Annotated in this window: 21 protein-coding genes; 14 read left to right on the top strand and 7 right to left on the bottom strand. The window is 55.8% G+C overall.

The genetic code is table 11. From position 1 onward, the window contains the following. Positions 1 to 56: 56 nt before the first annotated feature. The 6 genes from LB462_RS02005 to rsmA all read left to right on the top strand — a co-directional run bounded on the left by LB462_RS02005 (position 57) and on the right by rsmA (position 7,635). A complete protein-coding gene (locus LB462_RS02005) occupies positions 57 to 1,259 on the top strand; it encodes an LptF/LptG family permease (RefSeq protein WP_114429440.1) in 1,203 nt (400 codons plus the stop codon). Beyond that, positions 1,259 to 2,347 (top strand): LPS export ABC transporter permease LptG, encoded by a 1,089-nt coding sequence (gene lptG, locus LB462_RS02000; protein ID WP_112527881.1) that lies wholly within the window; start codon positions 1,259 to 1,261, stop codon positions 2,345 to 2,347. Before LB462_RS02005 ends, lptG begins: the two co-directional genes overlap by 1 nt. Before the next feature lies 1 nt (position 2,348). After that, positions 2,349 to 4,694 carry an LPS-assembly protein LptD gene (locus tag LB462_RS01995; protein ID WP_224505717.1) on the top strand — a complete coding sequence of 782 codons (2,346 nt, stop codon included), beginning with the start codon at positions 2,349 to 2,351 and terminating at the stop codon, positions 4,692 to 4,694. A gap of 140 nt (positions 4,695 to 4,834) precedes the next feature. Beyond that, on the top strand, positions 4,835 to 5,788 hold the full coding sequence (locus tag LB462_RS01990; RefSeq protein ID WP_370637028.1) for a SurA N-terminal domain-containing protein: 954 nt from the start codon (positions 4,835 to 4,837) through the stop codon (positions 5,786 to 5,788). A gap of 15 nt (positions 5,789 to 5,803) precedes the next feature. Next, positions 5,804 to 6,817, top strand: a complete 1,014-nt coding sequence (pdxA, locus tag LB462_RS01985) for a 4-hydroxythreonine-4-phosphate dehydrogenase PdxA (protein ID WP_224505716.1) — start codon at positions 5,804 to 5,806, stop codon at positions 6,815 to 6,817. Continuing rightward, positions 6,814 to 7,635, top strand: coding sequence for a 16S rRNA (adenine(1518)-N(6)/adenine(1519)-N(6))-dimethyltransferase RsmA (rsmA, locus tag LB462_RS01980; protein ID WP_224505715.1), 822 nt, complete (start codon positions 6,814 to 6,816; stop codon positions 7,633 to 7,635). The genes pdxA and rsmA overlap by 4 nt, the downstream gene beginning before the upstream one ends. Here rsmA and gmk read toward each other — a convergent pair. From gmk to fabD, 7 genes are all read right to left on the bottom strand, one after another. Next, positions 7,632 to 8,279: a guanylate kinase gene (gene gmk / locus LB462_RS01975; RefSeq protein ID WP_224505714.1), complete on the bottom strand. Its 648-nt coding sequence runs from the start codon at positions 8,277 to 8,279 to the stop codon at positions 7,632 to 7,634. The genes rsmA and gmk overlap by 4 nt on opposite strands. Positions 8,280 to 8,281: 2 nt before the next feature. Continuing rightward, positions 8,282 to 9,169 (bottom strand): YicC/YloC family endoribonuclease, encoded by an 888-nt coding sequence (locus LB462_RS01970; protein ID WP_224505713.1) that lies wholly within the window; start codon positions 9,167 to 9,169, stop codon positions 8,282 to 8,284. A 50-nt stretch (positions 9,170 to 9,219) separates the two neighbouring features. Beyond that, positions 9,220 to 10,446: an endolytic transglycosylase MltG gene (gene mltG, locus LB462_RS01965; RefSeq protein ID WP_255626279.1), complete on the bottom strand. Its 1,227-nt coding sequence runs from the start codon at positions 10,444 to 10,446 to the stop codon at positions 9,220 to 9,222. Positions 10,447 to 10,518: 72 nt separating this feature from the next. Beyond that, a complete protein-coding gene (fabF, locus tag LB462_RS01960; RefSeq protein WP_112527867.1) occupies positions 10,519 to 11,781 on the bottom strand; it encodes a beta-ketoacyl-ACP synthase II in 1,263 nt (420 codons plus the stop codon). Between the two features lie 105 nt (positions 11,782 to 11,886). Beyond that, on the bottom strand, positions 11,887 to 12,123 hold the full coding sequence (locus tag LB462_RS01955; RefSeq protein WP_091880344.1) for an acyl carrier protein: 237 nt from the start codon (positions 12,121 to 12,123) through the stop codon (positions 11,887 to 11,889). A gap of 261 nt (positions 12,124 to 12,384) precedes the next feature. Further along, positions 12,385 to 13,122 carry a 3-oxoacyl-[acyl-carrier-protein] reductase gene (gene fabG, locus LB462_RS01950; protein WP_210002072.1) on the bottom strand — a complete coding sequence of 246 codons (738 nt, stop codon included), beginning with the start codon at positions 13,120 to 13,122 and terminating at the stop codon, positions 12,385 to 12,387. Positions 13,123 to 13,135: 13 nt separating this feature from the next. Next, entirely contained in the window at positions 13,136 to 14,080 is a 945-nt protein-coding gene (gene fabD / locus LB462_RS01945) for an ACP S-malonyltransferase (protein ID WP_224505711.1), read from the bottom strand. Positions 14,081 to 14,496: 416 nt separating this feature from the next. Here fabD and rpsF point away from each other — a divergent pair, with 416 nt between their 5' ends. From rpsF to radA, 8 genes are all read left to right on the top strand, one after another. Continuing rightward, the gene (gene rpsF, locus LB462_RS01940; protein WP_106717052.1) at positions 14,497 to 14,922 is read left to right on the top strand and encodes a 30S ribosomal protein S6; all 426 of its coding nucleotides are present in this window, start codon (positions 14,497 to 14,499) and stop codon (positions 14,920 to 14,922) included. Beyond that, positions 14,922 to 15,170: a 30S ribosomal protein S18 gene (gene rpsR, locus LB462_RS01935; RefSeq protein ID WP_008128538.1), complete on the top strand. Its 249-nt coding sequence runs from the start codon at positions 14,922 to 14,924 to the stop codon at positions 15,168 to 15,170. Before rpsF ends, rpsR begins: the two co-directional genes overlap by 1 nt. Before the next feature lie 201 nt (positions 15,171 to 15,371). Further along, positions 15,372 to 16,343, top strand: a complete 972-nt coding sequence (locus tag LB462_RS01930; protein WP_224505710.1) for a DUF2232 domain-containing protein — start codon at positions 15,372 to 15,374, stop codon at positions 16,341 to 16,343. Between the two features lie 26 nt (positions 16,344 to 16,369). Beyond that, positions 16,370 to 16,939 carry a 50S ribosomal protein L9 gene (gene rplI, locus LB462_RS01925; protein WP_114429128.1) on the top strand — a complete coding sequence of 190 codons (570 nt, stop codon included), beginning with the start codon at positions 16,370 to 16,372 and terminating at the stop codon, positions 16,937 to 16,939. Positions 16,940 to 17,132: 193 nt separating this feature from the next. Further along, entirely contained in the window at positions 17,133 to 18,413 is a 1,281-nt protein-coding gene (locus tag LB462_RS01920) for a cyclopropane fatty acid synthase (protein WP_224505709.1), read from the top strand. 438 nt (positions 18,414 to 18,851) lie between these two features. Then, on the top strand, positions 18,852 to 20,345 hold the full coding sequence (locus LB462_RS01915; RefSeq protein ID WP_224505708.1) for a replicative DNA helicase: 1,494 nt from the start codon (positions 18,852 to 18,854) through the stop codon (positions 20,343 to 20,345). A 4-nt stretch (positions 20,346 to 20,349) separates the two neighbouring features. Next, positions 20,350 to 21,516 (top strand): alanine racemase, encoded by a 1,167-nt coding sequence (gene alr, locus LB462_RS01910; RefSeq protein ID WP_224505707.1) that lies wholly within the window; start codon positions 20,350 to 20,352, stop codon positions 21,514 to 21,516. Then, complete coding sequence (radA, locus tag LB462_RS01905; protein WP_112527853.1) at positions 21,516 to 22,916, top strand: DNA repair protein RadA; 1,401 nt, start codon at positions 21,516 to 21,518, stop codon at positions 22,914 to 22,916. Before alr ends, radA begins: the two co-directional genes overlap by 1 nt. The last annotated feature ends 26 nt before the right edge of the window (positions 22,917 to 22,942 follow it).

Genomic DNA, 22,942 nt, shown 5'->3' with positions numbered 1-22,942 from the left:
GCTTTAATGAACGGCTGGTCGAACAAGGTGGCGGAACTCTTTTTGCGAAACATGACATGCGCCTGATTGAGATATACATCTTGCGACGGATCGTCGTCATGTTTTTTGCCGTTCTGCTTTCAGCGGTCGGAATCACATGGATCGTCCAGGTGCTCGGTCGTATTAATTTTCTGACGACCAGCGGACAGAGCTTCTACTATATTCTAAAATTCAGTTCCAATCTGCTTCCATCCGCCTTTCCCGTGGTGATGCCGTTTGCTCTGGTGATTGCCGTGACGCAAACGCTTTCGACGATGAACCAGGATTCAGAACTGGTGGTCATCAATGCGGCGGGCGCGCCACGCTCCGCCGTGATCCGTCCTGTCATGCTTTTTGCGATCGTCATCGCAGCTGCATCGTTCCTTATTTCCAACTTCGTCGTGCCGTATTCGCAGATGAACATGCGCCAAATGGTGGCCGAGGCGCGTGGCGATGTGATCAATCTCGTGGTTCAACAAGGCTCGTTCCGGGAAATCGATACGGACCTCTACCTTCAGATCGAGAACCGCGATTCCAATGGCACGATCCAGGGCCTGTTCGTTTCTGATTCCCGCGACAAGACGACGGATCTCATTTATTACGCCAAGGAAGGCCTTGTCGTCCAAACTGCCGATCAAGGCCTGCTGATCATGAAGGATGGCGAGGTTCATCGACGTGATGTGCAGACCGGCAATGTGTCCATCATCAAGTTCAATACTTATGCTCTTGATCTCGCGGCATTTCTTTCGTCGGACGACAAGGAGGCCACGATTTTTCCGAAGGACCGGCCTCTCGATTACCTCATGAATCCGGATCCCAACGACAAACAATATCAACAGCGTCCGCTTCGCTACACTTCCGAGCTTTACAAGCGCTTGACGGACTGGATGTATCCGATCGTGTTTGCGTTGATCTCCCTCGCCGCAGCTGCTGACTCGCGCTCTCATCGCGAAGCGCGCATATCCGCTTCATTTACGGCCATAACGATCAGTCTCATTGTGTTCTGGCTGGGATATTCGACCGGGCAGAGCACGGACAAGAACGCTTCGATGCTGCCAATGCTCTTCGCAATTCCAATTCTCGCAGCGCTTTCCGCGATCTATGCGCTCGCAACCAATCGCCAGATCGGTATCCCGACAACGTGGAGCAACTGGTTCAAACGTACTTTTGAAACCAGGCAGGTGGCATTCGCGAGCGCCGGAGCAAGATTGTTCGGTCGCAAGCGCGGAGGACACCGGTAATGATCGGCTGGACGCTCGGGCGCTACTTCTTCCTCCGCTATGTGACGATCACATGCTATTTCCTGATGGGCAGTTTTGCGTTGGCCCTGATCCTCGACTTCACCGAACTATCGGGAAAACTGTCTGCGCTGCCCGATTATTCTGCGATCCGGGCCTTTGGGCTGTCGGTGATGCGCATCCCCTATATCATGCAGCAGGTGTTTCCATTCATCGCGCTGTTTGCTGCGATGGCGACGCTTATTTCGCTCAATCGCAAATATGAACTGGTCGTCGCGCGTTCTGTCGGCGTTTCGGCCTGGCAGTTTCTTCTGCCTGCCTGTACGGGCGCGTTTCTTTTCGGCCTGGCGGCTGTGCTGGTCGTCAATCCGCTTGCTGCCTATGGTTTTGAGCGAAGCGAACAGATAACGGCAAACTGGCGCGCCGGAAAAGCCAATGATGTATCGGCAGATCGCGTCCCTTGGTTGCGGCAGAAAACCGAAGAGGGCGAAACGATCATCGGCTCCAAGTCGATCGTCAACCGTGGATTGCGTTTGGTCGACGCCGTCTTCATTCGACTTGACAAGAATCAGGACGTTACCGAGCGGCTGGACGCCAAGAGCGCCGATCTGGATGATGGTTTCTGGCAACTGAATCAGGTGACGAAATTTGTGTTGGGAGAGACGCCGGTTTCCTTGGAAACCGTGCGCATTCCAACCCATCTGCGCCCTGAATTCGTTGAAGAAAGCCTCGCGCGGCCCGAGACCATTCCTTTTTTTGAGCTGCGTAACAAAATTGCCGCAGCTCGCTCTTTTGGCTATCCAGCCAACGCTTTTGATATGCATTTCCAGTCTTTATTGGCTTTGCCGGCTCTGCTGATGGCGATGACTTTAATTGCTGCAACCGTTTCGTTGAAATTTGTTCGGTTTGGACAATCGGGGACGATGATTCTGGGTGGCGTCCTCGCAGGCTTCGTGCTTTATGTCGTCACTGTTGTGGTCAAGGCATTCGGGAATGCGGGATTCGTTCCGCCTTTTGTTGCCGCATGGACACCCGTGTTGATTGCAACATTTTTTGGGGTCTCCTTTCTGTTGCACAAGGAGGATGGTTAGAGTGGGATTGAATTTAACGCGCTCGGTGTTGCCGGCGTGGCTTGCACGGCTTGCGTGCAGCACGGCCTTGCTATGCCTTGCGGGCGGGATTTCGCTCCCAGCCTACGCCCAGACGGGTGATGCACTTGTTGGAAATGTAAAAACGGATCCAAACGCACAATTGCTGCTGGAGTCGGATGAGCTTGTCTATGACATCAACGCCAAGACCATTTCCGCAGTCGGCGGCGTGCAGATCGATTATGACGGAAACCGCCTCGTAGCGCGGAAGGTCACCTATGACCAGAATACCGGCCGCCTCAAAGCGGAAGGCAAGGTCGAGATCGTCGAGAAAGACGGCAACCGCATCTATGCGGAAAATCTCGATGTTACCGATGATTTCAAGGAAGGCTTCGTCAACGCCTTGCGGGTCGAAGCAGCCGACAATACCCGCTTTGCAGCCGAGAGCGCGGAGCGCATCGGCGGCGAGCTGACGACATTCAACAATGGTATCTACACCGCGTGCGAACCCTGCCGGGCAAAACCCGATCGGGCGCCGCTGTGGCAGGTCCGCGCCCAAAAAATTATCTGGAACGGCAAGAAGAAGACCATTCGTTTTGAGCGCGGCCGCTTCGAGATGTTCGGCATGCCATTGGCATTCCTGCCGGCGTTCGAAATCGCCGACCCGACAGTCAAGCGCAAGAGCGGGTTCCTCATACCGAGCTATCGCCATGAGACTGAACTCGGCACCGGCATCACAGTGCCCTATTTCTGGGCACTGGCTCCCAATTATGACCTGACATTGCAGGGGACCTACTATACGCAGCAGGGTTTCCTGGGCGAGGCTGAATGGCGTCACCGGCTGGCCAATGGTCAATATACGATCAAGCTTGCTGGCATCGACCAGCAGGATCCTGGTGCGTTTAACAGCATTGCCGGCGACCAGGTCGACTCAAATGCTACTACACGGGGAATGATCGGATCGACGGGCGCGTTCAACATAAACCCGCGCTGGACGTATGGTTGGAGTGTCTTGGCACAGTCGGACAAGGCTTTTGCCTATCGCTACGGCATCGAAAACTACGACAACTATAATATTACCGACCAAGTCTATCTGCGTGGCTTGCACGACCGCAACTATTTCGATCTCAGTCTGTACCGGTTCCACGTTCAAGAGGGTTTCGAAGATTCCGATCCGAGTTCCTCTGAGGAAAAGCAGCCCTGGGTTCTCCCGAGCCTGGATTATGCCTATACGCCTACGCAGTCGGTTGCAGGCGGCGAACTCAATTTCAATTTGAATTTGCAGGCCCTGACGCGTGACGAATTTGACGGCAATTTCAGCGGTGTCGATCGGACCGGTTACATAGCCGGCATACAAGGCAACGATGGCCGTATCACCGGGGAAGCCGAATGGAAACGCACGTTTGTCACCGAAAGCGGATTGGTCATCACCCCCCTCCTCGCCCTGCGAGGCGATGGTATGTACGTGGATTCCAATACAGACGGTGTCACACGTTCTGATGCTTTCCGTCCGATGGCTACTGCCGGTCTTGAAACGAAATGGCCAATCCTGTTTACAGCGGCCAACTCGACTCATGTGCTCGAGCCGACAGCCCAGCTTTTCGTTCGCAACAACGAATCCTATCCGGGTGAGATGCCGAATGAAGACGCACAGAGTTTCGTATTCGATGCGTCAAACCTGTTCGAACGTGACAAGTTTTCCGGATATGATCGCGTCGAAGGTGGCACCCGTGCCAATCTCGGTCTCCGCTACTCTGGCACTTTCAACAATGGCTGGGGCTTGAATGGTATTGCAGGCCAATCGTTCCAGTTAGGTGGGCTCAATTCCTTTGCATCGCCAGATTTTGTCAATGCTGGTGCCGAATCCGGACTGGAATCGGCTCGTTCCGACTATGTTGCAATGATCGGTGCCAATAAAGGCGCGTTCAACATCACGACTGGCGGAAGATTCGATAAGGACGATTTTGAAGTCAAGCGTGCAACAGTGGCAACTACAACCTCTGGTAAATATGGCTCTGTTTATGTGAAATACGCTTTCATCGCCGCACAGGAAACCTATGGTTTCCCCGACGACCGCCAGGAAGTCACTGTCGGCGGACAGGCCAAGTTGACACCAAACTGGCGACTCCTCGGCACCGGAACGTATGATCTTGTGTCAAATACGCTTGTAAAACGTACCGCTGCGCTTGCCTATGATGACGAGTGTTTCACGTACAGCATGTACTACACTCAGGAGCAACCGGTAACTGTGAACAACGTCGAGGGCGATAAGACCTCAACGTTTGGCTTCAACATCTCTTTCCGAACCTTGTGGGGAATCGGCAAGCCAGTCGATATCGGCGGGATCTAATCTTATTGTCTAAGCTGGCCGCACTTGCGGCCAGTCATGCTTTTGCCTTAGTAAAGCGACAATAAAGAGGAAATGAACATCAAAAGAAGAAAAACACGGTCCATTTCGCGAAAATGGTCCATGATCGGACAAGTTGAGAAATGATGGTGAGGAAGCATATTCTTGCAGCGGCAATGATCACTGCATTGAGCTCTGTTCTGGCGGTTGGCGTGACATTGCCTGCTGCAGCAAGCGAGATCAAGATTGTCGTCAATGGCGCCGCTATCACCGACTACGATATTTCAAAGCGTGCTGCCTTTCTGAAACTTCAGCATAAAAAGGGCAACCTTACCCAGCAGGCGCGGGATGAATTGACCAACGACGCGCTCAAGCGCCAGGAATTGAAACGTCTCAATTTGCTTGTTTCTGACAACGAAGTGAACGACGCCTATACGCGCTTTGCTACCAACAACAAGATGACGCTCAATCAGCTCAACGGCGTGTTGGACAAGTCCGGCGTGACGCCGCAGCACTTCAAAGAATATATCCGTATGCAGATGAGTTGGGGCCGCGCGCTCGCCACCCGTAATCGCACACAGGGTGGAACCAGGGTGTCCGAGCAGGATGCCGTGCAACGCATGCTCAAGGACGGCGGGAAGAAGCCCGTTTCTACCGAATACCAACTGCAGCAGGTGATATTCGTCGTCCCTGCCAATAATCGCGGCATTCTCGCCAAGCGGCGAGGTGAAGCCAATGCCATGCGTGGCCGTTTCAGCGGCTGCCAGACAACACGCGATATCGCCAAGGGCACATTGGATGTCACCGTGCGCGATCTCGGAAAATTCGTAGAGCAGGAACTGCCGCCCGAATGGTCGAAGCTGGTCATATCCACACCGGTCGGTCATGCGACGACGACCCTGGATACGGATAAGGGCGTCGAATTTCTCGGCGTGTGCGCGACCCGTCAAGTCTCCGACGATCGCGTGGCTCGCCTTGTCTTTTCCCAGGAAGCAACAGCAGCGGCGGGTGACGGCAAACCGGATGCATCAGCTGAGGCTGTCGACAAGAAATATCTCGAGGAACTGCGCAGCAAGGCGAAGATCGTCACTGAATGATGGGATTGCACTGGCATGAAAGCCGCTCTCGCCGTCAGTTCCGGTGATCCTTCGGGCATTGGGCCTGACATCGCGCTCGCTGCGTGGATATTGCGCAAGCACATGCAGCTTCCTGCGTTTTTTCTGCTTGCCGACGCGGAATTAATCGCCTCGCGCGCAGTACAGCTTGGCGTGAATGTTCCACTGGAAATCACAACGCCTGAGGACGCGGCTGCTATATTCGATGAGGCGCTGCCAATCGTGCCGCTGAAGAACCGGCAATCGGATCAACCCGGCATTCCACTGTCCGAAAATGCGGCAGGAACGATCGAGGCGATTGAACAGGCCGTGGCATTGACGCTTGCAGGCCGCTCACGCGCCATAGTCACCTGTCCCATCGCCAAAAAGCCGCTCTATGAGGCTGGTTTCAAATTTCCGGGTCATACGGAGTTTTTGGCACATCTTGCCGGTGAGCATCTGGGATATGCTGTAACGCCGGTGATGATGCTGGCTGGACCGTTGCTGCGGGCAGTTCCTGTAACAATTCACATTGCCTTGAACAAGGTTCCCGCTGTTCTCGACACAGTGACGATCCTGACTGTCTGCCGGATCACTGCGCTGGCACTCAAAAGTCAGTTCGGCATCGCCAAGCCACGGCTTGCCATTGCCGGATTGAACCCGCATGCGGGCGAAGGCGGCAGTATGGGTATGGAAGACGAAGTCATCGTGCGTCCGGCGGTGGAAACGCTGTGTGCTGAAGGTATCGATGCGCGTGGACCTTTCCCGGCGGATACAATGTTCCATGCCGCTGCACGAGCCACCTATGACGCCGCCATCTGCATGTATCACGACCAGGCACTGATCCCCGCCAAGACGCTGGGTTTCGATGACAGCGTCAATGTTACGCTCGGTTTGCCCTTCGTGCGTACCTCGCCGGACCACGGCACAGCCTTCGATATCGCAGGATCCGGCAGGGCCAAGCCTGACAGCCTCATTGCAGCGCTGCGGCTTGCTGATGAACTGGCGGCGAACCGCACACTCGACACATGAGCATAGATAGCCTTCCACCGCTGCGCGAAGTTATCCAACGCCATGAGCTGATGGCAAAGAAGTCCCTCGGGCAGAATTTTCTGCTCGATCTGAACCTCACGGGAAAAGTTGCACGCCAGGCAGGCGATCTCAAGGATCAGACTGTCATCGAGGTGGGACCCGGCCCTGGCGGCCTCACGCGTGCCCTTCTCGCCCAAGGTGCCAATGTTATCGCCATCGAGCGTGATGAACGCTGCTTGGCCGCCTTGCAGGAAATATCCGATCATTACCAGGGCCGGCTTCGCGTTATTGCCGGCGATGCCCTGGATACGGATTTCTCTGCGCTAGCAAACGGCAGCAAGGTGAAGATCGTTGCCAATCTCCCCTATAATGTCGGCACGCAATTGCTGATCAGTTGGCTACTTAGTGAACCATGGCCACCGTTCTATGCGTCGCTGACGCTGATGTTTCAGCGCGAAGTGGCGGAGCGGATCGTCGCGCGTCCGGGTTCGGATGCCTACGGCCGTCTCGGCGTGCTGGCTGGCTGGCGAACCGAGGCGAAAATTACTTTTGACGTCCCGCCGCAAGCATTCACACCACCACCAAAAGTTACATCCTCGGTCGTCCATTTGGTACCGCGTGTGGCCCCGCTCGCCTGCGATGCGGCAGTACTGGGACGTGTCACCCAGGCTGCCTTTGGCCAGAGGCGCAAGATGCTGCGACAAAGCATCAAATCGCTTGGCGGCGAGGCTTTGCTTGCCAAGGTCGGTATCGACCCGACACGCCGGGCGGAAACGCTGTCAATCGAAGAGTTCGTAGCGTTAGCGAATGCGCTCTAGTCCAGCTTTTCATCGAGAAGACTGCTGACGAAATCGAACAGACCCGGGCAGCGGTCTCGGCGCAGGCGTTCGGCGGTGACGATCGACTGGACTTGATGATAGGCGCGGTCCAGATCTTCGTTGACTATGACATAATCGTAAGAGCGCCAGCGCTCTATCTCGTTACGGGCGTTGTTCAATCGCATGTTGATCACGTCTTCAGCGTCCTCGGCACGCCGATGCAGCCGCTCTTTTAGATCGGCCATGGATGGGGGAAGGATGAAAATGCTGACAACATCGCCTTTCATCTTCTCTTGCAACTGCAGCGCGCCCTGCCAGTCGATGTCGAAAAGCATATCCTGACCATCCGCGAGCGCATTTTCCGCGGCCTCCCGCGGGGTGCCATAGAAATTGCCGTGGACTTCTGCCCATTCGATCAACGCGTCGCTGTCGCGCAGCCGCTCGAACTCGCGTGTCTGGATGAAATGATAATGGACGCCATCGATTTCGCTGGCGCGGCGCGGACGTGTCGTCACGCTGATCGAAAGCGCGAGATCTAATTCTTCCTTGTGCGTAAGCAGCATTCGGGCAATCGTCGACTTGCCAGCGCCGGACGGCGATGACAGGACGAGCATAAGACCGCGTCTCTTGATGCTGTTGTGCATGGTCACTCCAGATTCTGTATCTGCTCGCGCAATTGATCCACAACAGCCTTCAGGTCAAGTCCGATCGATGTAATCGAAGCCGCGTTGGCCTTGGAACAGAGCGTATTCGCCTCGCGGTTGAATTCCTGTGTCAGGAAATCAAGCTTGCGGCCTACACCGTTGCCTTCCTTCAGAAGATCACGGGCGGCGGTGACATGCATTTCCAGCCGGTCAAGCTCTTCCTGGATGTCAGCCTTCGTCGCAAGGAACGCGGCCTCCATGTACAGCCGCGATTCATCCAATGCGGGAGCGGCATCGAGCAGCAGCGAGACCTGTGCAGCCAGCCGCGAGCGAATAGCATCAAACGAGCGGCTTGGATCAAGCCTTGCCTGTTCCACCAGCATCTCGATCGCCGCGATTTGTACAGTCAAAATCTCGCCCAGCGCCCTGCCCTCGGCCTGGCGATTGTGCGCCAGTTGAATCAGTGTCTCGTCCAGAACCGCCAGTACTGCTTCTTCTATCTTGTGCTGATCTTCAGGATCGGCGGTCTCCTGTGGCGCCTCCAGGACCCCGCGGAGCGCCATAAGGCCCTCCGGCGTGGATGCTGCCAGACCGTAATCTTCGCGCAGACGTGCAGCGATCGCTGCCAGTTCCTTCAGAAGTGGTTCGTTGAGGATTGCCTTGGCAACACCCGCGCTGCGATCGACGGTGACGGCCGCCTGGAAATTGCCGCGCTTGAAATGTTGGCTGAAAAGGATACGGGCCTTCTGCTCGATCGTTTCAAGACCTGCTGGCAGGCGAAACCGCACGTCGAGACCCTTGCCGTTAACCGACTTGATTTCCCACAAGATTTGCACCCCGGCGCTGTTCCGGAGGTGACGGGCAAATCCCGTCATGCTTTGCAATGACATGTCTACCCCCTGGAACGAAAGGCCCTGAACTTCCTCGGGCCTTTCCAGTATCAATTTCCGTTGTCTGCGTCCGGCGATGCATTCTTGTCACCGGTTGCCGCCTTGGCGGCCTCGTCGAGGCGATTCTTCTCGACCTCACGCCAGCGTTTCACATTATCATTGTGCTCTTCGAGCGTCTCAGCAAATACGTGTCCGCCAGTGCCGTCGGCAACGAAGTAAAGGTCCTTGGTCTGCGACGGATGAGCTACCGCTTCCAGCGCGTCACGACCAGGATTTGCAATCGGCCCAGGTGGCAGGCCATTGATCGTATAAGTGTTATAAGGCGTCGGCTTCTCAAGATCTGACTTCAGGATCGGGCGGTCCGACGGCTTGCCCTTGCCACCAAACAGGCCATAAATGATCGTTGGATCGGATTGAAGGCGCATGCGGTTGTTCAACCGGTTAATGAAAACGGCGGCAACGCGTGGACGCTCGTCCGCCTTGCCGGTCTCTTTTTCGACAATGGATGCGAGCGTCACAAACTCTTCAATGGTTTTCAACGGAGTCTTGGGATCGCGGCGTTCCCATATGTCTTCAACCAGCTTTTTCTGATCGGCCTGCATCTTCTTGATGAGTTCCTCGCGTGTTGTACCGCGAGAAAAGCGCATCGTATTGGCGAAAAGCGAGCCTTCACTCGGCATGATTGCCGGCAAATCACCAACAAGCACGTCATCCTCACGCACCCGTTGGAAAATCTGTTCGACGGTAAGCCCTTCGGGAATCGTCAGCGAACGAAGCAGCGATTTTCCGCTGCGCAACAGATCCATGATCTCTCGCATGGACGCATGCGCCTTGATTTCGTACTCGCCAGCTTTCATGTCGCCCTGATGGCCATAGGCCTGAACGCCATATTTAAAGACCCGGGCATCACTGATAATGTTACGCCTTTCCAGCCCGTCGGCTATCTCAACAATCCCGGTACCGCTCTTCACAACGTAGTTGGTTGTAACATCGCTAGGTCCAGGCTCATTGAACGCCAGCTTGCCAAAGTATACAGCGGCCGCGGCAGCAAGAACCACCAGCACGACAAGCGACAGCATGAAATTGGCAAAAACAACGATCTGGCTGCGAGCGCGACGAGAGCGTCGCTTCGGCGGAGGTGGCGGTGTACCCGGTTCAGGACGCAACGCTTCGGAAGCCGATTGCGGGACAATCGGCTTGCGATCCGGCGCGTTGGCGGCTGAACCGTTTGTCTCTTCAGACTGCTGATCTGAGCTCACGCAAGCACCTCGGGACATGATACCGGCTGACGCCGGTAGAATCGATTGTGAATATGGCAAAAACGCGAGAGCGCTCCGCCAAGAAATCAATCACTGTTGATAACGCCGCATTACGAGCGAAGCATTCGTACCGCCAAACCCGAAGGAATTGGAAAGCGCGATATCGATCTTGCGTTCGCGCGGCTTGTGCGGAACCAGATCGATCTTCGTTTCCTTGGAAGGCTTATCGAGATTGATCGTTGCAGGAGCGATATTATCGCGGATCGCCAACACGCAGAAGATAGCCTCTGTCGAGCCAGCGGCACCAAGAAGGTGACCGATGGAGGATTTGGTGGATGACATCGATATTTTCGAAGCGGCGTCGCCAACAACGCGTTCGACTGCACCGAGTTCAATCGTATCGGCCATCGTCGAAGTGCCGTGCGAGTTGATGTAGTCCAAATCGCCCGGAGTTATGCCTGCGCGCTTCAAAGCCATTTCCATAGAGCGCTGCGCGCCCTCACCACTCTCTGATGGTGCGGTGATGTGGTAAGCATCGCCGGATAAGCCATAGCCGATGATCTCGGCGTAAATCTTGGCGCCGCGAGCCAGGGCATGTTCCAGCTCTTCAAGGACGACAACGCCCGCGCCTTCACCCATCACGAAACCATCGCGGTCTTCATCATAGGGTCTCGAGGCAGTTGTCGGATCGTCGTTTCTGGCAGTGGACAACGCCTTGCATGCAGCAAAGCCGGCTAGCGAAATTCGGCTGACTGGCGACTCGGTGCCACCAGCCACCATCACGTCGGCGTCTCCGAATGCGATCAAACGCGAGGCGTCGCCAATAGCATGAGCGCCGGTGGAACAAGCGGTAACGACCGCATGATTCGGACCCCGCAGCTTATGTTTGATCGATACCTGGCCGGAAGCCAGGTTTATCAAACGGCCGGGGATGAAGAAGGGCGATATGCGCCGGGGGCCTTTGTCGCGGAGTGTGTAGCCTGCTTCGACAATGCCTTCGAGGCCACCAATGCCGGACCCGATCAAAACACCCGTACGGATCTGATCTTCATCACTTTCCGGCGCCCACTTGGCATCCGCAAGCGCTTGGTCGGCAGCCGCAACAGCGTAAATAATGAAAGGATCGACCTTGCGCTGCTCTTTGGGTTCCATCCAGTCGTCAGGATTAAATGTACCATCAGAGCCATCACCTACCGGAATACGGCAGGCAATCTTGCAAGGAAGATCTTCAACTTCAAATTCCGTCACACGCCGGGCGCCGCTCTGGCCGGCAAGAAGCCGCGACCAGGTTAGTTCAACCCCGGATGCGAGAGGAGAAACCAGCCCAAGGCCGGTTATGACAACGCGCCTCATGGCAGATCCTTAACTATCAAATGCAACATGATTGTTTCCGGCCCAACGCATGAACGAGCAAGGCTAAACACCTTATATCACGATCGCTGCGGGGCCGAACAAAAATCAGGCAGATGCTTTGTCGATGAACTTGACGGCATCGCCGACTGTCAGAATCGTCTCGGCAGCATCGTCGGGGATTTCGACGCCAAACTCTTCTTCAAAAGCCATCACGAGCTCGACAGTATCAAGGCTGTCGGCTCCCAGATCGTCGATGAAGCTCGCACCATCGGTGACTTTCTCGGCATCAACGCCCAGATGTTCAATAACGATTTTCTTGACGCGTTCTGCAGTATCACTCATGTGGAAACCTCAACCTGTTTGTTTTTTCCTATGCCTTGGTTAGCGGCACGGATGACTCTAATCAAGCAATAAGATGGTTGTTCCGCCCTGTTTAACAGCTAAAACACCCGTCCTTGCGGCTCTTTCCTTGCGGAACTGAAAGGACATCAAATCGATTTGACTGCCCAGACTGGTGCGCGACTTATCACGCTTTATTCACGGTCTCAATCTCATAAATGTGATTGAGACCGATACCGGTGGATACGATCGATGCAAACCCGATCAGATCATCGCCATACCGCCGTTGACGTGAATGGTCTGACCAGTGACATAAGATGCTTCGCTGCTGGCAAGATAGACAACCGACGAAGCAACTTCGGCGCCCGTACCCATGCGACGCATCGGGATAGCAGACATGATGCTTTCTTTCTGCTTGTCGTTGAGCTTGTCGGTCATTGCCGATTCGATGAAACCCGGTGCAACGCAGTTGACCGTGACGTTACGGCTAGCGATTTCCTGCGCCAAGGATTTGGAGAAGCCTATAAGCCCGGCTTTGGAAGCAACATAATTGGTTTGACCAGGATTTCCTGTCACGCCCACGACCGAAGTTATGTTGATGACGCGGCCATAACGGCGGCGCATCATTGGATGCGTGAGTTCGCGGGTCAGGCGGAAAACTGCAGTCAGATTGACTTCAAGCACATTGTCCCAGTCCGCATCGCTCATGCGCACGAACAAACCGTCTTTGGTGATGCCCGCATTGTTGACGAGTATCTCAACGCCTCCAAGATCAGCCTCGGCCTTTTCACCAAGTGCCTTGACCTCATCTCGATTGGAAAGGTTAGCCGGGAAGATCATGACGCGATCGCTAAAATCAGACGCCAGAGCTTCCAGCTTTTCCACACGGGTGCCATGGAGACCCACGATTGCGCCCTGTGCATGAAGTGCACGAGCGATTGCCTCGCCAATACCACCCGTCGCACCCGTGATAAGAGCCTTGCGGCCTGTGAGATCAAACATTGCGCGTTCCTTTTTAAGCGTTGAGGGCAGCAACAGCCGCATCGATGTCTTCTGGCGTGCCGACAGCAATACCGGATATGTCCTTATTAATACGGCGCGCAAGACCAGTCAGCACTTTACCCGCACCGATTTCGTAGAGCGTTGTGACCCCATTATTGCCAAACCATTCCACCGTCTCGCGCCAGCGCACTTGTCCCGTCACTTGCTCAACCAGCAATGCGGCGATTTCGGTTGCAGACTTGACTGGCGCAGCGCGGACATTGGCAATAAGCGGCACGACCGGATCGTTTTTGGAAACATTGGCCAGTGCGACGCGCATGGCCTCCGCGGCGGGCTCCATCAAAGCAGAGTGGAAAGGAGCGGAAACCGGCAGCATGATCGCACGCTTGGCGCCTTTAGCGGATGCCAGCGCAGCCGCTGCCTCGACAGGGCCCTTCGCGCCGGAAATCACCAACTGACCGCCGCCATTGTCATTGGCGATCTGGACGGGTCCCTGCTTTGAGACTTCGGCGCAAATGGCTTCGACATCTTCGTGCTCAAGGCCGATGATGGCGGCCATAGCACCCTCACCCGCTGGAACGGCCTTCTGCATCGCATTGCCGCGAATGCGCAAGAGGCGCGCCGTGTCTGAAAGCGAGAATGTGCCTGCTGCACAAAGTGCTGAATACTCGCCGAGAGAATGGCCGGCTACATAGGCAACCTTGTCCTTCAAGGACACGCCCTTGGACTCCAGCACGCGAAGTACAGCGATGGATACGGCCATAAGTGCGGGCTGGGCATTGGCAGTCAGCGTCAATGTTTCTTCGGGACCTTCCCAGATGATCGAAGACAGCTTCTCACCCAGAGCTTCGTCCACCTCGTCGAAAACAGCACGGGCCTCCGGGAAGTTCTCGGCCAGAGCCTTACCCATGCCGACAACCTGGCTTCCTTGACCCGGAAAGGTGAATGCAATGGACATAAGCTGCGCCTCCAAAGGTTGCTTACAGTGTGAATCTGTCGCGCGATGTGCCTACAGGCAAGCACGAAGTCAAGCTTTGATAGGGCGAGCGTATCGTCACCTTTACGTCGACAGAGCTTTTAGATTGGACATTCACCTCGTTTTACAGTTCAAACGCGCTCTTCCGCATAAAATTTCCAGGCGGGTTGCTTATTTGGGCATTTGCCCGTATAGAGCGCCCGTTCATTGCTCGGCGTCAGCTGGGGGCTGAACGGAGGGCCGGATTTCGATCCGTCGAAGCATAAGAGCTTCAGCCTCCCGTGTCTCCGCTCTCGATCGTCTCCATCAGCGTCCTTTCTTCGCCGGTCTCCGGCAGAGAGATTCGCAGAGGTTTACCGTTGATACCGGGCAATATTAACGAAGAAAGGCAAAGACAAATGGCTCTTTATGAACATGTGTTCCTTGCTCGACAGGACATTTCGCAGCAGCAGGTCGATGCGCTTGTAGAACAATACAAGGGTATCATCGAGACCAATGGCGGCTCAGTCGGGCGTATTGAAAGCTGGGGACTTCGTGCCCTCACCTATCGCATAAACAAGAACCGCAAGGCGTATTATTCGCTGCTCAACATCACTGCTCCTGCAGCAGCTGTTGCCGAGCTCGAGCGTCAGCAGCGCATCAACGAAGACGTCCTGCGTTTCATGACGATCCGCGTTGACGAACACGAGGAAGGCCAGTCGGCCATGCTCGCTCGCCGTGACGATCGCCGCGACCGCGACGACAACAAGTTCGGTGGCCGCGACGACGACCGTCCGCGCCGTCCACGCCGTCCGCGTGACGAAGCCGGTGAAGGAGCAGAATAATGGTTGATATCAATCAGATCCCGACCCGCCGTCCGTTCCATCGCCGCCGCAAGACCTGCCCGTTCTCGGGTGCCAATGCGCCGAAGATCGACTACAAGGACGTGAAGCTCCTGTCGCGCTACATTTCCGAGCGTGGCAAGATCGTTCCTTCCCGTATCACGGCTGTCAGCCAGAAGAAGCAGCGCGAACTCGCCCAGGCGATCAAGCGTGCCCGCTTCCTCGGCCTGCTGCCATACGTTGTAAAATAATGAAACTGAGGCGGTGGGTTTCGACCCGCCGCCTTATTCCACCATCCGCGATGGGCGCGGGCCTGGTGGACCAAAGCAATTCCAGGAAAAGTGGGAACCGGTTTTCCGTCAGGGATTGCGTCAAAACAAATTGAAACCCGAGTTGAGGTAGTGGTCTAAGGACCGCCTCTAACTGCTGAAACAAGCAGGACAGCGAGCGAAATGAAACTGACTGCAAAAGATATCGGCGTGGGTGTGTTGGCGGGCTTTGCCGCTGCACTGCTTTCGGTTGGCGTTATCACGCAATCGACCCTCGCCATGGCGCTATTGCTGTTTTCGCCGCTGCCTATTTTTGTAGCAGCTCTCGGCTGGGGTACGGCCGCCGGCCTGATTGCCGCCCTTTCCATGGCTGTTGCCGTGTCCGTGCTTGCCGCGCCAATGGCGGCCCTTATCGTTGTCCTGATCACTGCGCTCCCCGCCGCGGCCGCCTCTTATTTTACTGGCTTGGCGCGCCCTGCCGATGAAATCGGTGGGCCGAAGGACGTCATGGTCTGGTATCCACTCGCCGATACTCTGCTGCGCCTGGCGCTGATTGTAGCAGCCAGTTTCATCGTCATCGGAATGCTCGTTGGCTTTGGCGATGAACTTGCAGGCGAACTGGCGAAATCACTGGGGCAGCAGCTTGCCGCAAGCAACCCTGAACTTGCTGCAAATGCCGATGTTGCGCAGAGCATGGCACTGTTTGTCGTGCGTGTACTGCCCGCCCTTCAGCCGGCCGTATGGGTGACGATAATCGTCGCCAATCTCTATCTGGCACTGCGGTTGACGGCGGCTTCCGGCAAACTACGCCGACCGCATGATGACTGGCCGCGGGCGCTGCGTATGCCTCGCTCCGCGCTTATCATCTTCGCCATCGTTTGCGCTGCTTGCTTTTTGCCGGGCGGTATCGGCTACGCCGCAACGGCAATAGCCGGCGCACTCGGTGCCGGTTTCACTATGGCCGGTTTCGCCATATTGCACGCAAGAACCCGCGGCGCACCATGGCGTCCAGTGGCACTATGGTTCGCTTACCTCGCGGTTCTGCTTTTCGCCTTTGTGCTTTTCCTCTTCCTTCTTGCCGGTTTGTTCGACACGTCGCGCAACGCCCCGGTTTCGAAGGCTGCGAATACAACACCACCTAACAACGACAATTAACATTAGAACAGACAAGGATAATTCAAATGGAAGTCATTCTTCTCGAACGTATCAGCCGCCTCGGCCAGATGGGCGAAACAGTCAAGGTAAAGGACGGCTTTGCCCGTAATTTCCTGTTGCCACAGGGCAAGGCTCTTCGTGCCAACGAAGCCAACAAGAAGAAGTTCGAAGGCCAGCGCGCACAGCTCGAAGCACGCAACCTCGAACGCAAGACGGAAGCACAGGCGATCGCCGAAAAGCTCGACGGCAAGTCGTTCATCGCCGTTCGTTCGGCTGGCGAAACCGGTCAGCTTTACGGTTCAGTTTCGACACGCGATATCGCTGATCTGATCACCGCTGAAGGCTTCTCGATCAACCGTAACCAGGTTGAACTGAACACGCCGATCAAGACCATTGGCCTGCACAAGATCGTGCTGACACTACATCCGGAAGTCGAAGCAACGGTCACGATCAACATTGCCCGTACTGCAGATGAAGCCGAGCGTCAGGTAAAGGGCGAAGATCTTACCTCCGCTGAGGCGATCTACGGCATCGAGGAAGTTCCGCTTGCGGACGAATTCTTCGATGAGGACGAAGAAGGCGAAGAAAACGCCTGATCTTTTTTCGATAGATCATTCTTTCGAATGATCTCATCAACATTTTGAAAGTACCCGGCAGCAGTGCCGGGTATTTTTTTGCTTTTCAGGAACAAAAAAACGATTAGATTTGTTTGTCCTACCACGCCCGACCACGGCTCACCTCCCGAGCCTGTTAATGGCCGAGCTCTATCGTCAATGATGGAGATTGTTCATGAATGCCATACTAAAAGCCGCGCTCTCGCGGATGATCTACACTGGCACTTTGGTTATCACAGACTCTTCCGGTAAATCTCAAACCTTCGGTGATGGAACCGGAGAGCAATTCGCCTTTCGCATCAATAGCGCTGCGGCCGAACGAAAGATCGCTTTCGACCCGTCGCTACATTTCCCGGAAGCCTATATGAACGGCGATATCGACGTTCTCGAAGGCGATATTTATGACGTCCTGAAGATTATCTTCGAAAATACCGGGGCGACTGTCGCCAAGGAACCCTGGATGTTGGCGATCGAAGGTATCCGCCGTGCCACCCGCCGCCTGCATCAGATGAACACGCTGACGCGCGCTTCCAGCAACGTTCAGCGCCACTACGATCTGTCTGAAGATCTCTACAGGTTGTTCCTTGATACTGACATGCAGTATTCCTGTGCCTACTTTGAACGGCCGGATGCCACGTTGGAAGAGGCACAACTGGCGAAAAAACGGCACATCGCAGCCAAACTTTTGGTTCAAAAGGGTCACAAAACGCTCGATATCGGCTGTGGCTGGGGCGGTCTCGGAATCTATCTCGCCAAGCACCTCGAAACTAATGTGACCGGTGTAACGCTGTCGCAAGAGCAATTCGGTATCGCCAACAAGCGCGCATTTGAAGAAGGCCTGACGGGACAAGCGCAATTCACCCTTCAGGACTATAGGACGATTGAAGAGACCTTCGACCGCATCGTATCAGTTGGCATGTTCGAACATGTCGGTATCGGGCACTTCCCGGAATATTTCCAGCACACCGCGCGGCTTTTGAAGAAGGACGGCGTATTCCTCCTGCATTCTATCGGGCGCTCGGATGGCCCCTCCTATACGAACGCCTTCATCCAGAAATACATATTCCCGGGCGGTTATATTCCGGCACTCTCGGAAGTGCTGCCGCACATCGAAAAGGCTGGCCTCGTTGTCACCGATATCGAGATTCTCCGTCTGCACTACGCGGACACTTTGCGTATCTGGCGCGAACGATTCATGGCGAATCGCGAGAAAGCCAAGGCGATCTACGATGAACGGTTCTGTCGGATGTGGGAATTCTATCTTGCGGCTTCGGAAGCGGCGTTCCGCTGGCAAAACTTGGTGGTGTTCCAGATCCAGCTCGCACACCGGCAGGAAGCCGTGCCACTAACCCGGAACTATATCGAGAAGGAAGAAAAGCGGCTCAAGCGGCTCGAATGCGAACGCAGCTCCGCCAACAGCCAGGTGGAAACCAAAGAATCAGTCGCTGGGCGGTAACGTTCCAGCCACGTTCGACGAGATAGAGCCGTCCGCTCCAGTTCTGCTAAAGCACCTCCTCTCCGTCATCCTCGGGCTTGACCCGAGGACCCACGGCTGAGACGCGCTAAGCCGATAGATTGCACGACGCATACTAGCTCAGCGCCATGCTCAATGGCGAATTTCGAATCATCTAACTGGATCCCGTCGAGTACGTTGCTCAAGCTGACACCCCTTTGCCGTGGGTCCTCGGGTCAAGCCCGAGGATGACGGAGAGGTAGTGCCTTTCAGCCCGTATACCGTCGCTTTTTCAACACGACTCACGGTATAGTCGACCGTCAGAGTCAAGCGACGGGTTTTCTTATCCGCATCTGTGTGAATTGTGGTGATAAGGGCAAATCTGCCACGCCATAATTTTCCCCACTGGGCCATAGTGATCGGAGAACAGGAAAATTTGAAATGGCTGAAGCTACGGTACGCAAGATCAACGAGGCTCAAGGAGCGCTTTACCGCGAAGCCCCTAACAATATCGAGGCAGAACAGGCTCTGTTGGGCGCCATTCTCGTCAATAATGATGCGTTTTACCGTGTTTCCGACTTTCTGAAGTCGACCCATTTCAACGAACCGCTGCATCGCAAGATCTTCGAAGTCGCGTCCGATATGATTCGCATGGGGAAGATGGCGAATCCGGTGACGCTGAAGACATTCATGCCGGCTGACGCCAAAATCGGCGAAATGACGGTGATGCAATATCTCGCCCGCCTTGCCGCCGAGGCCGTAACTATCATCAACGCCGAAGACTACGGCCGGGCGATCTACGATCTGGCAACGCGCCGTGCTTTGATTACCATCGGCGAAGACATGGTCAACATAGCCTATGACGCGCCGGTTGACGTGGCGCCGCAGGGCCAGATCGAAGATGCGGAACGGCGCCTGTTCGAGCTTGCCGAAACCGGCCGCTACGATGGTGGGTTCCAGACCTTTACCGATGCGGTCAAGACTGCCGTCGACATGGCCAACGCGGCGTTCATGCGCGACGGGCACCTTTCGGGTATCTCGACAGGTATTCGCGCGCTCGATGCCCGCATGGGCGGCCTTCAACCGTCCGATCTGATTGTCCTCGCCGGACGCCCCGGCATGGGCAAGACTTCGCTTGCGACCAATATCGCATTCAACATTGCCGCAGCCTATGAACCGGAACAATTGGCAGACGGTACGTTCAAGGCCAAGAACGGCGGCGTTGTCGGCTTCTTCTCGCTCGAAATGTCGTCGGAACAGCTGGCCACGCGTATCATTTCCGAGCAGTCGGAGATCAGTTCGTCAAAAATCCGTCGCGGTGAAATCAGTGAAGCCGATTTCGAAAAGCTGGTTGCCTGTTCGCAGCATATGCAGAAGGTGCCGCTTTATATCGATCAGACCGGCGGTATTTCTATCGCCCAACTTGCAGCGCGAGCGCGGCGGCTGAAGCGCCAGCGCGGGCTCGACGTTCTGGTCATCGACTATATTCAGCTGATGCAAGGGTCGTCCAAGCGCGCTTCGGAAAACCGCGTGCAGGAAATTACCGAAATCACCACGGGCCTAAAGGCGCTTGGCAAGGAATTGAACACGCCGATCATCGCCCTCTCCCAGCTGTCGCGTCAGGTGGAAAGCCGCGAAGACAAGCATCCGCAACTTTCCGACTTGCGCGAATCCGGTTCGATCGAGCAGGACGCCGACGTGGTGCTTTTCGTTTATCGCGACGAATATTACATCAAGAACAAGGAACCTAAGGTCGGCACGGAAGAGCATTTCAAGTGGCAGGCCGATCTCAACGAAGCTACGGGCAAGGCGGAAGTCATCGTCGCCAAGCAACGTCACGGCCCGACTGGCACGGTAAGACTGGCATTCCAGGCGGAATTTACCCGCTTTACCGATCTTGCCGAAGATTCGCATCTTCCTGAACGGTTCGAGTGAACCTTTGACTGCCAAAAAGCCTCAAACCACCACGATCGGCGCAGATCCTCGGCTAGCCGGGGGACGGCTAACAATCGATCTCGATGCGCTTGCCGCCAATTGGCTATTCCTCGCCGAAAAATCGAAACCCGCAGAGGCCAGTGCTGTCGTCAAGTCCGACGCGTACGGCCTCGGCATCGTGCATGTCGTACCGGCGTTGTGGCAGGCTGGATGCCGCACTTTCTTTGTCGCGCTGGCCGAGGAAGGTCTGCGGGTAAAAGCTGTCGCGCCTGATGCACGGGTGTTTGTGCTCAACGGGTTTTTCGCCGAAGCATTCGAAGCCTACTGCCAATCGGATCTCATTCCCGTTCTTGGCTCGGTTTATGAACTCGATTTGTGGAAGCGCCTGAATACCCGTCGAAAGGACAAGCTTCCCTTCGCGCTGCACGTGGACACCGGTATGAACCGTCTCGGCATTACCGTCGAGGAAGCCTTGACTTTCACGGCTGATCTACGGAACCCAAAGCCAGTTCTACTGATGACGCACCTCGCTACGGCTGACGATCAAGCGCATGCGTTGAACCGGAAACAAATCGAATCATTTCAAAAACTTCGCGTGGCTTTTGCAGGTATTGAATCAAGCATCGCAAATTCCCCGGGCATTTTTCACACACGTATAGGTGAATATGAACTCAGCCGACCCGGCGTTGCCATGTATGGCGGCGAACCACTCTCGGCCGCCGCCAATCCCATGCGCCCTGTGGTGACGCTGGAAGCACGCATTGTACAGATCCGCACTGGACTAAAGGGCGAGACCGTGGGTTACGGCGCTACCGCGACGCTTAAACGCGACACGCGTATTGCCGTTTGCTCGGTAGGCTATGCGGATGGTTATCTTCGTTCCGCATCGGGCAGTGGCGTGCCGTTGCGCCGCGCCATACCCAACGGCGGCGTAGGCTTTGTTGCCGGGAGCAAAGTTCCGATTATTGGTCGCGTCACCATGGATCTGACATCGTTCGATATCACTGATCTTCCAGTGGATGCGGTCAGCCCAGGGGACTACGTCGAACTCTTCGGACACAACATTGCGTTGGACGACGCTGCTCGCGCCGCTGGAACGATCGGATATGAGTTGCTTACCAGCCTTGGGAACCGCTATCACCGGCGCTATCTCAAATCCGAAAGCGATTGATGGCCAAGCCAAGAATTCAATTTATCTGTCAGAACTGCGGCGCAGTACACACCCGCTGGGCCGGCAAGTGCGATGAGTGCGGCGAGTGGAACACGCTTGTCGAGGAAGGTACGGCTGGCGGCATTGGTAGCGGGCCAGGCAAGCTCTCATCACGTAAAGGTCGCGCAGTAGCGCTGACCACGCTTTCCGGCGAAATCGAGGATGCACCGCGCATCCAGTCAGGAATCGGCGAACTGGATCGTGTCACCGGCGGGGGATTTGTCCGCGGTTCGGCGATTCTCATCGGCGGCGATCCCGGGATCGGCAAATCCACATTGCTGACGCAGGCTGCTGCGGCCCTCGCCCGCCAGGGCCACCGAGTCGTTTACGTTTCGGGTGAGGAAGCGGTGGCGCAAATCCGGTTGCGCGCCCAGCGATTGCACGCTGCGGATACCGACGTGCTGCTCGCGGCCGAAACCAATGTCGAAGACATCTTGGCCACCATCTCCGATTCGAAGCGGCCAGATCTGATCATTATCGATTCGATCCAGACATTGTGGACAGACGCCGCCGATTCTGCCCCCGGCACAGTGACGCAGGTGCGAGCCGGCGCCCAAGCCATGATCCGCTATGCCAAGCAGACCGGCGCGGCAGTTGTTCTCGTAGGGCACGTGACGAAGGAGGGTCAGATCGCAGGGCCTCGTGTCATCGAGCACATGGTCGATGCCGTGCTCTATTTCGAAGGCGAAGGCGGCCACCATTACCGCATCTTGAGGACCGTAAAGAACCGTTTTGGTCCGACGGACGAGATCGGCGTGTTCGAAATGTCCGACAAGGGATTGCGCGAAGTCGCCAATCCTTCCGAGCTTTTCCTGGGTGAACGCAACGAAAAGTCTCCAGGAGCTGCGGTTTTTGCAGGCATGGAGGGTACGCGTCCGATACTCGTCGAAATTCAGGCGCTGGTTGCACCCTCGACGCTTGGCACGCCGCGCCGCGCAGTTGTCGGGTGGGATGGAAACCGGCTGTCGATGATTCTCGCCGTACTCGAAGCGCATTGCGGCGTAAGGTTCGGTCAGCACGACGTTTACCTGAATGTGGCCGGTGGATATCGAATAACCGAGCCCGCAGCGGACCTTGCAGTTGCATCTGCGCTGGTTTCCTCAATTGCCGGTATTGCCCTTCCCGCAGATTGCGTCTATTTCGGCGAAGTCAGTTTATCTGGTGCGGTTCGCCCGGTGGCGCATGCTGTGCAGAGGCTGAAGGAGGCAGATAAGCTTGGGTTCAAACAGGCTGTTCTTCCCAAGGGAAGCAACGACGTGGCAAAGAACGGCAATGCTCGTCTGACAGAAACCGCTTCGCTGCCGGACCTAGTGGCCCGGATTGCGGCATCGGGACCTGACAAGAGACAACGCGACGACTGACCAGATAGTATTGGCCAGACTGAATA

Origin of the sequence: Phyllobacterium chamaecytisi (genome assembly GCF_020164455.1) — a bacterium.
Classification (GTDB): domain Bacteria; phylum Pseudomonadota; class Alphaproteobacteria; order Rhizobiales; family Rhizobiaceae; genus Phyllobacterium; species Phyllobacterium chamaecytisi.
This window is presented reverse-complemented; position numbering and strand designations above follow the sequence as displayed.

Coding starts and splice junctions, on each gene's coding strand:
- LB462_RS02005 (WP_114429440.1), top strand. CDS start 57: ATGCGCCTGATTGAGATATACATCTTGCGACGGATCGTCGTCATGTTT.
- lptG (WP_112527881.1), top strand. CDS start 1,259: ATGATCGGCTGGACGCTCGGGCGCTACTTCTTCCTCCGCTATGTGACG.
- LB462_RS01990 (WP_370637028.1), top strand. CDS start 4,835: ATGATGGTGAGGAAGCATATTCTTGCAGCGGCAATGATCACTGCATTG.
- pdxA (WP_224505716.1), top strand. CDS start 5,804: ATGAAAGCCGCTCTCGCCGTCAGTTCCGGTGATCCTTCGGGCATTGGG.
- rsmA (WP_224505715.1), top strand. CDS start 6,814: ATGAGCATAGATAGCCTTCCACCGCTGCGCGAAGTTATCCAACGCCAT.
- gmk (WP_224505714.1), bottom strand. CDS start 8,279: ATGCACAACAGCATCAAGAGACGCGGTCTTATGCTCGTCCTGTCATCG.
- LB462_RS01970 (WP_224505713.1), bottom strand. CDS start 9,169: ATGTCATTGCAAAGCATGACGGGATTTGCCCGTCACCTCCGGAACAGC.
- mltG (WP_255626279.1), bottom strand. CDS start 10,446: ATGTCCCGAGGTGCTTGCGTGAGCTCAGATCAGCAGTCTGAAGAGACA.
- fabF (WP_112527867.1), bottom strand. CDS start 11,781: ATGAGGCGCGTTGTCATAACCGGCCTTGGGCTGGTTTCTCCTCTCGCA.
- LB462_RS01955 (WP_091880344.1), bottom strand. CDS start 12,123: ATGAGTGATACTGCAGAACGCGTCAAGAAAATCGTTATTGAACATCTG.
- fabG (WP_210002072.1), bottom strand. CDS start 13,122: ATGTTTGATCTCACAGGCCGCAAGGCTCTTATCACGGGTGCGACGGGT.
- fabD (WP_224505711.1), bottom strand. CDS start 14,080: ATGTCCATTGCATTCACCTTTCCGGGTCAAGGAAGCCAGGTTGTCGGC.
- rpsF (WP_106717052.1), top strand. CDS start 14,497: ATGGCTCTTTATGAACATGTGTTCCTTGCTCGACAGGACATTTCGCAG.
- rpsR (WP_008128538.1), top strand. CDS start 14,922: ATGGTTGATATCAATCAGATCCCGACCCGCCGTCCGTTCCATCGCCGC.
- LB462_RS01930 (WP_224505710.1), top strand. CDS start 15,372: ATGAAACTGACTGCAAAAGATATCGGCGTGGGTGTGTTGGCGGGCTTT.
- rplI (WP_114429128.1), top strand. CDS start 16,370: ATGGAAGTCATTCTTCTCGAACGTATCAGCCGCCTCGGCCAGATGGGC.
- LB462_RS01920 (WP_224505709.1), top strand. CDS start 17,133: ATGAATGCCATACTAAAAGCCGCGCTCTCGCGGATGATCTACACTGGC.
- LB462_RS01915 (WP_224505708.1), top strand. CDS start 18,852: ATGGCTGAAGCTACGGTACGCAAGATCAACGAGGCTCAAGGAGCGCTT.
- radA (WP_112527853.1), top strand. CDS start 21,516: ATGGCCAAGCCAAGAATTCAATTTATCTGTCAGAACTGCGGCGCAGTA.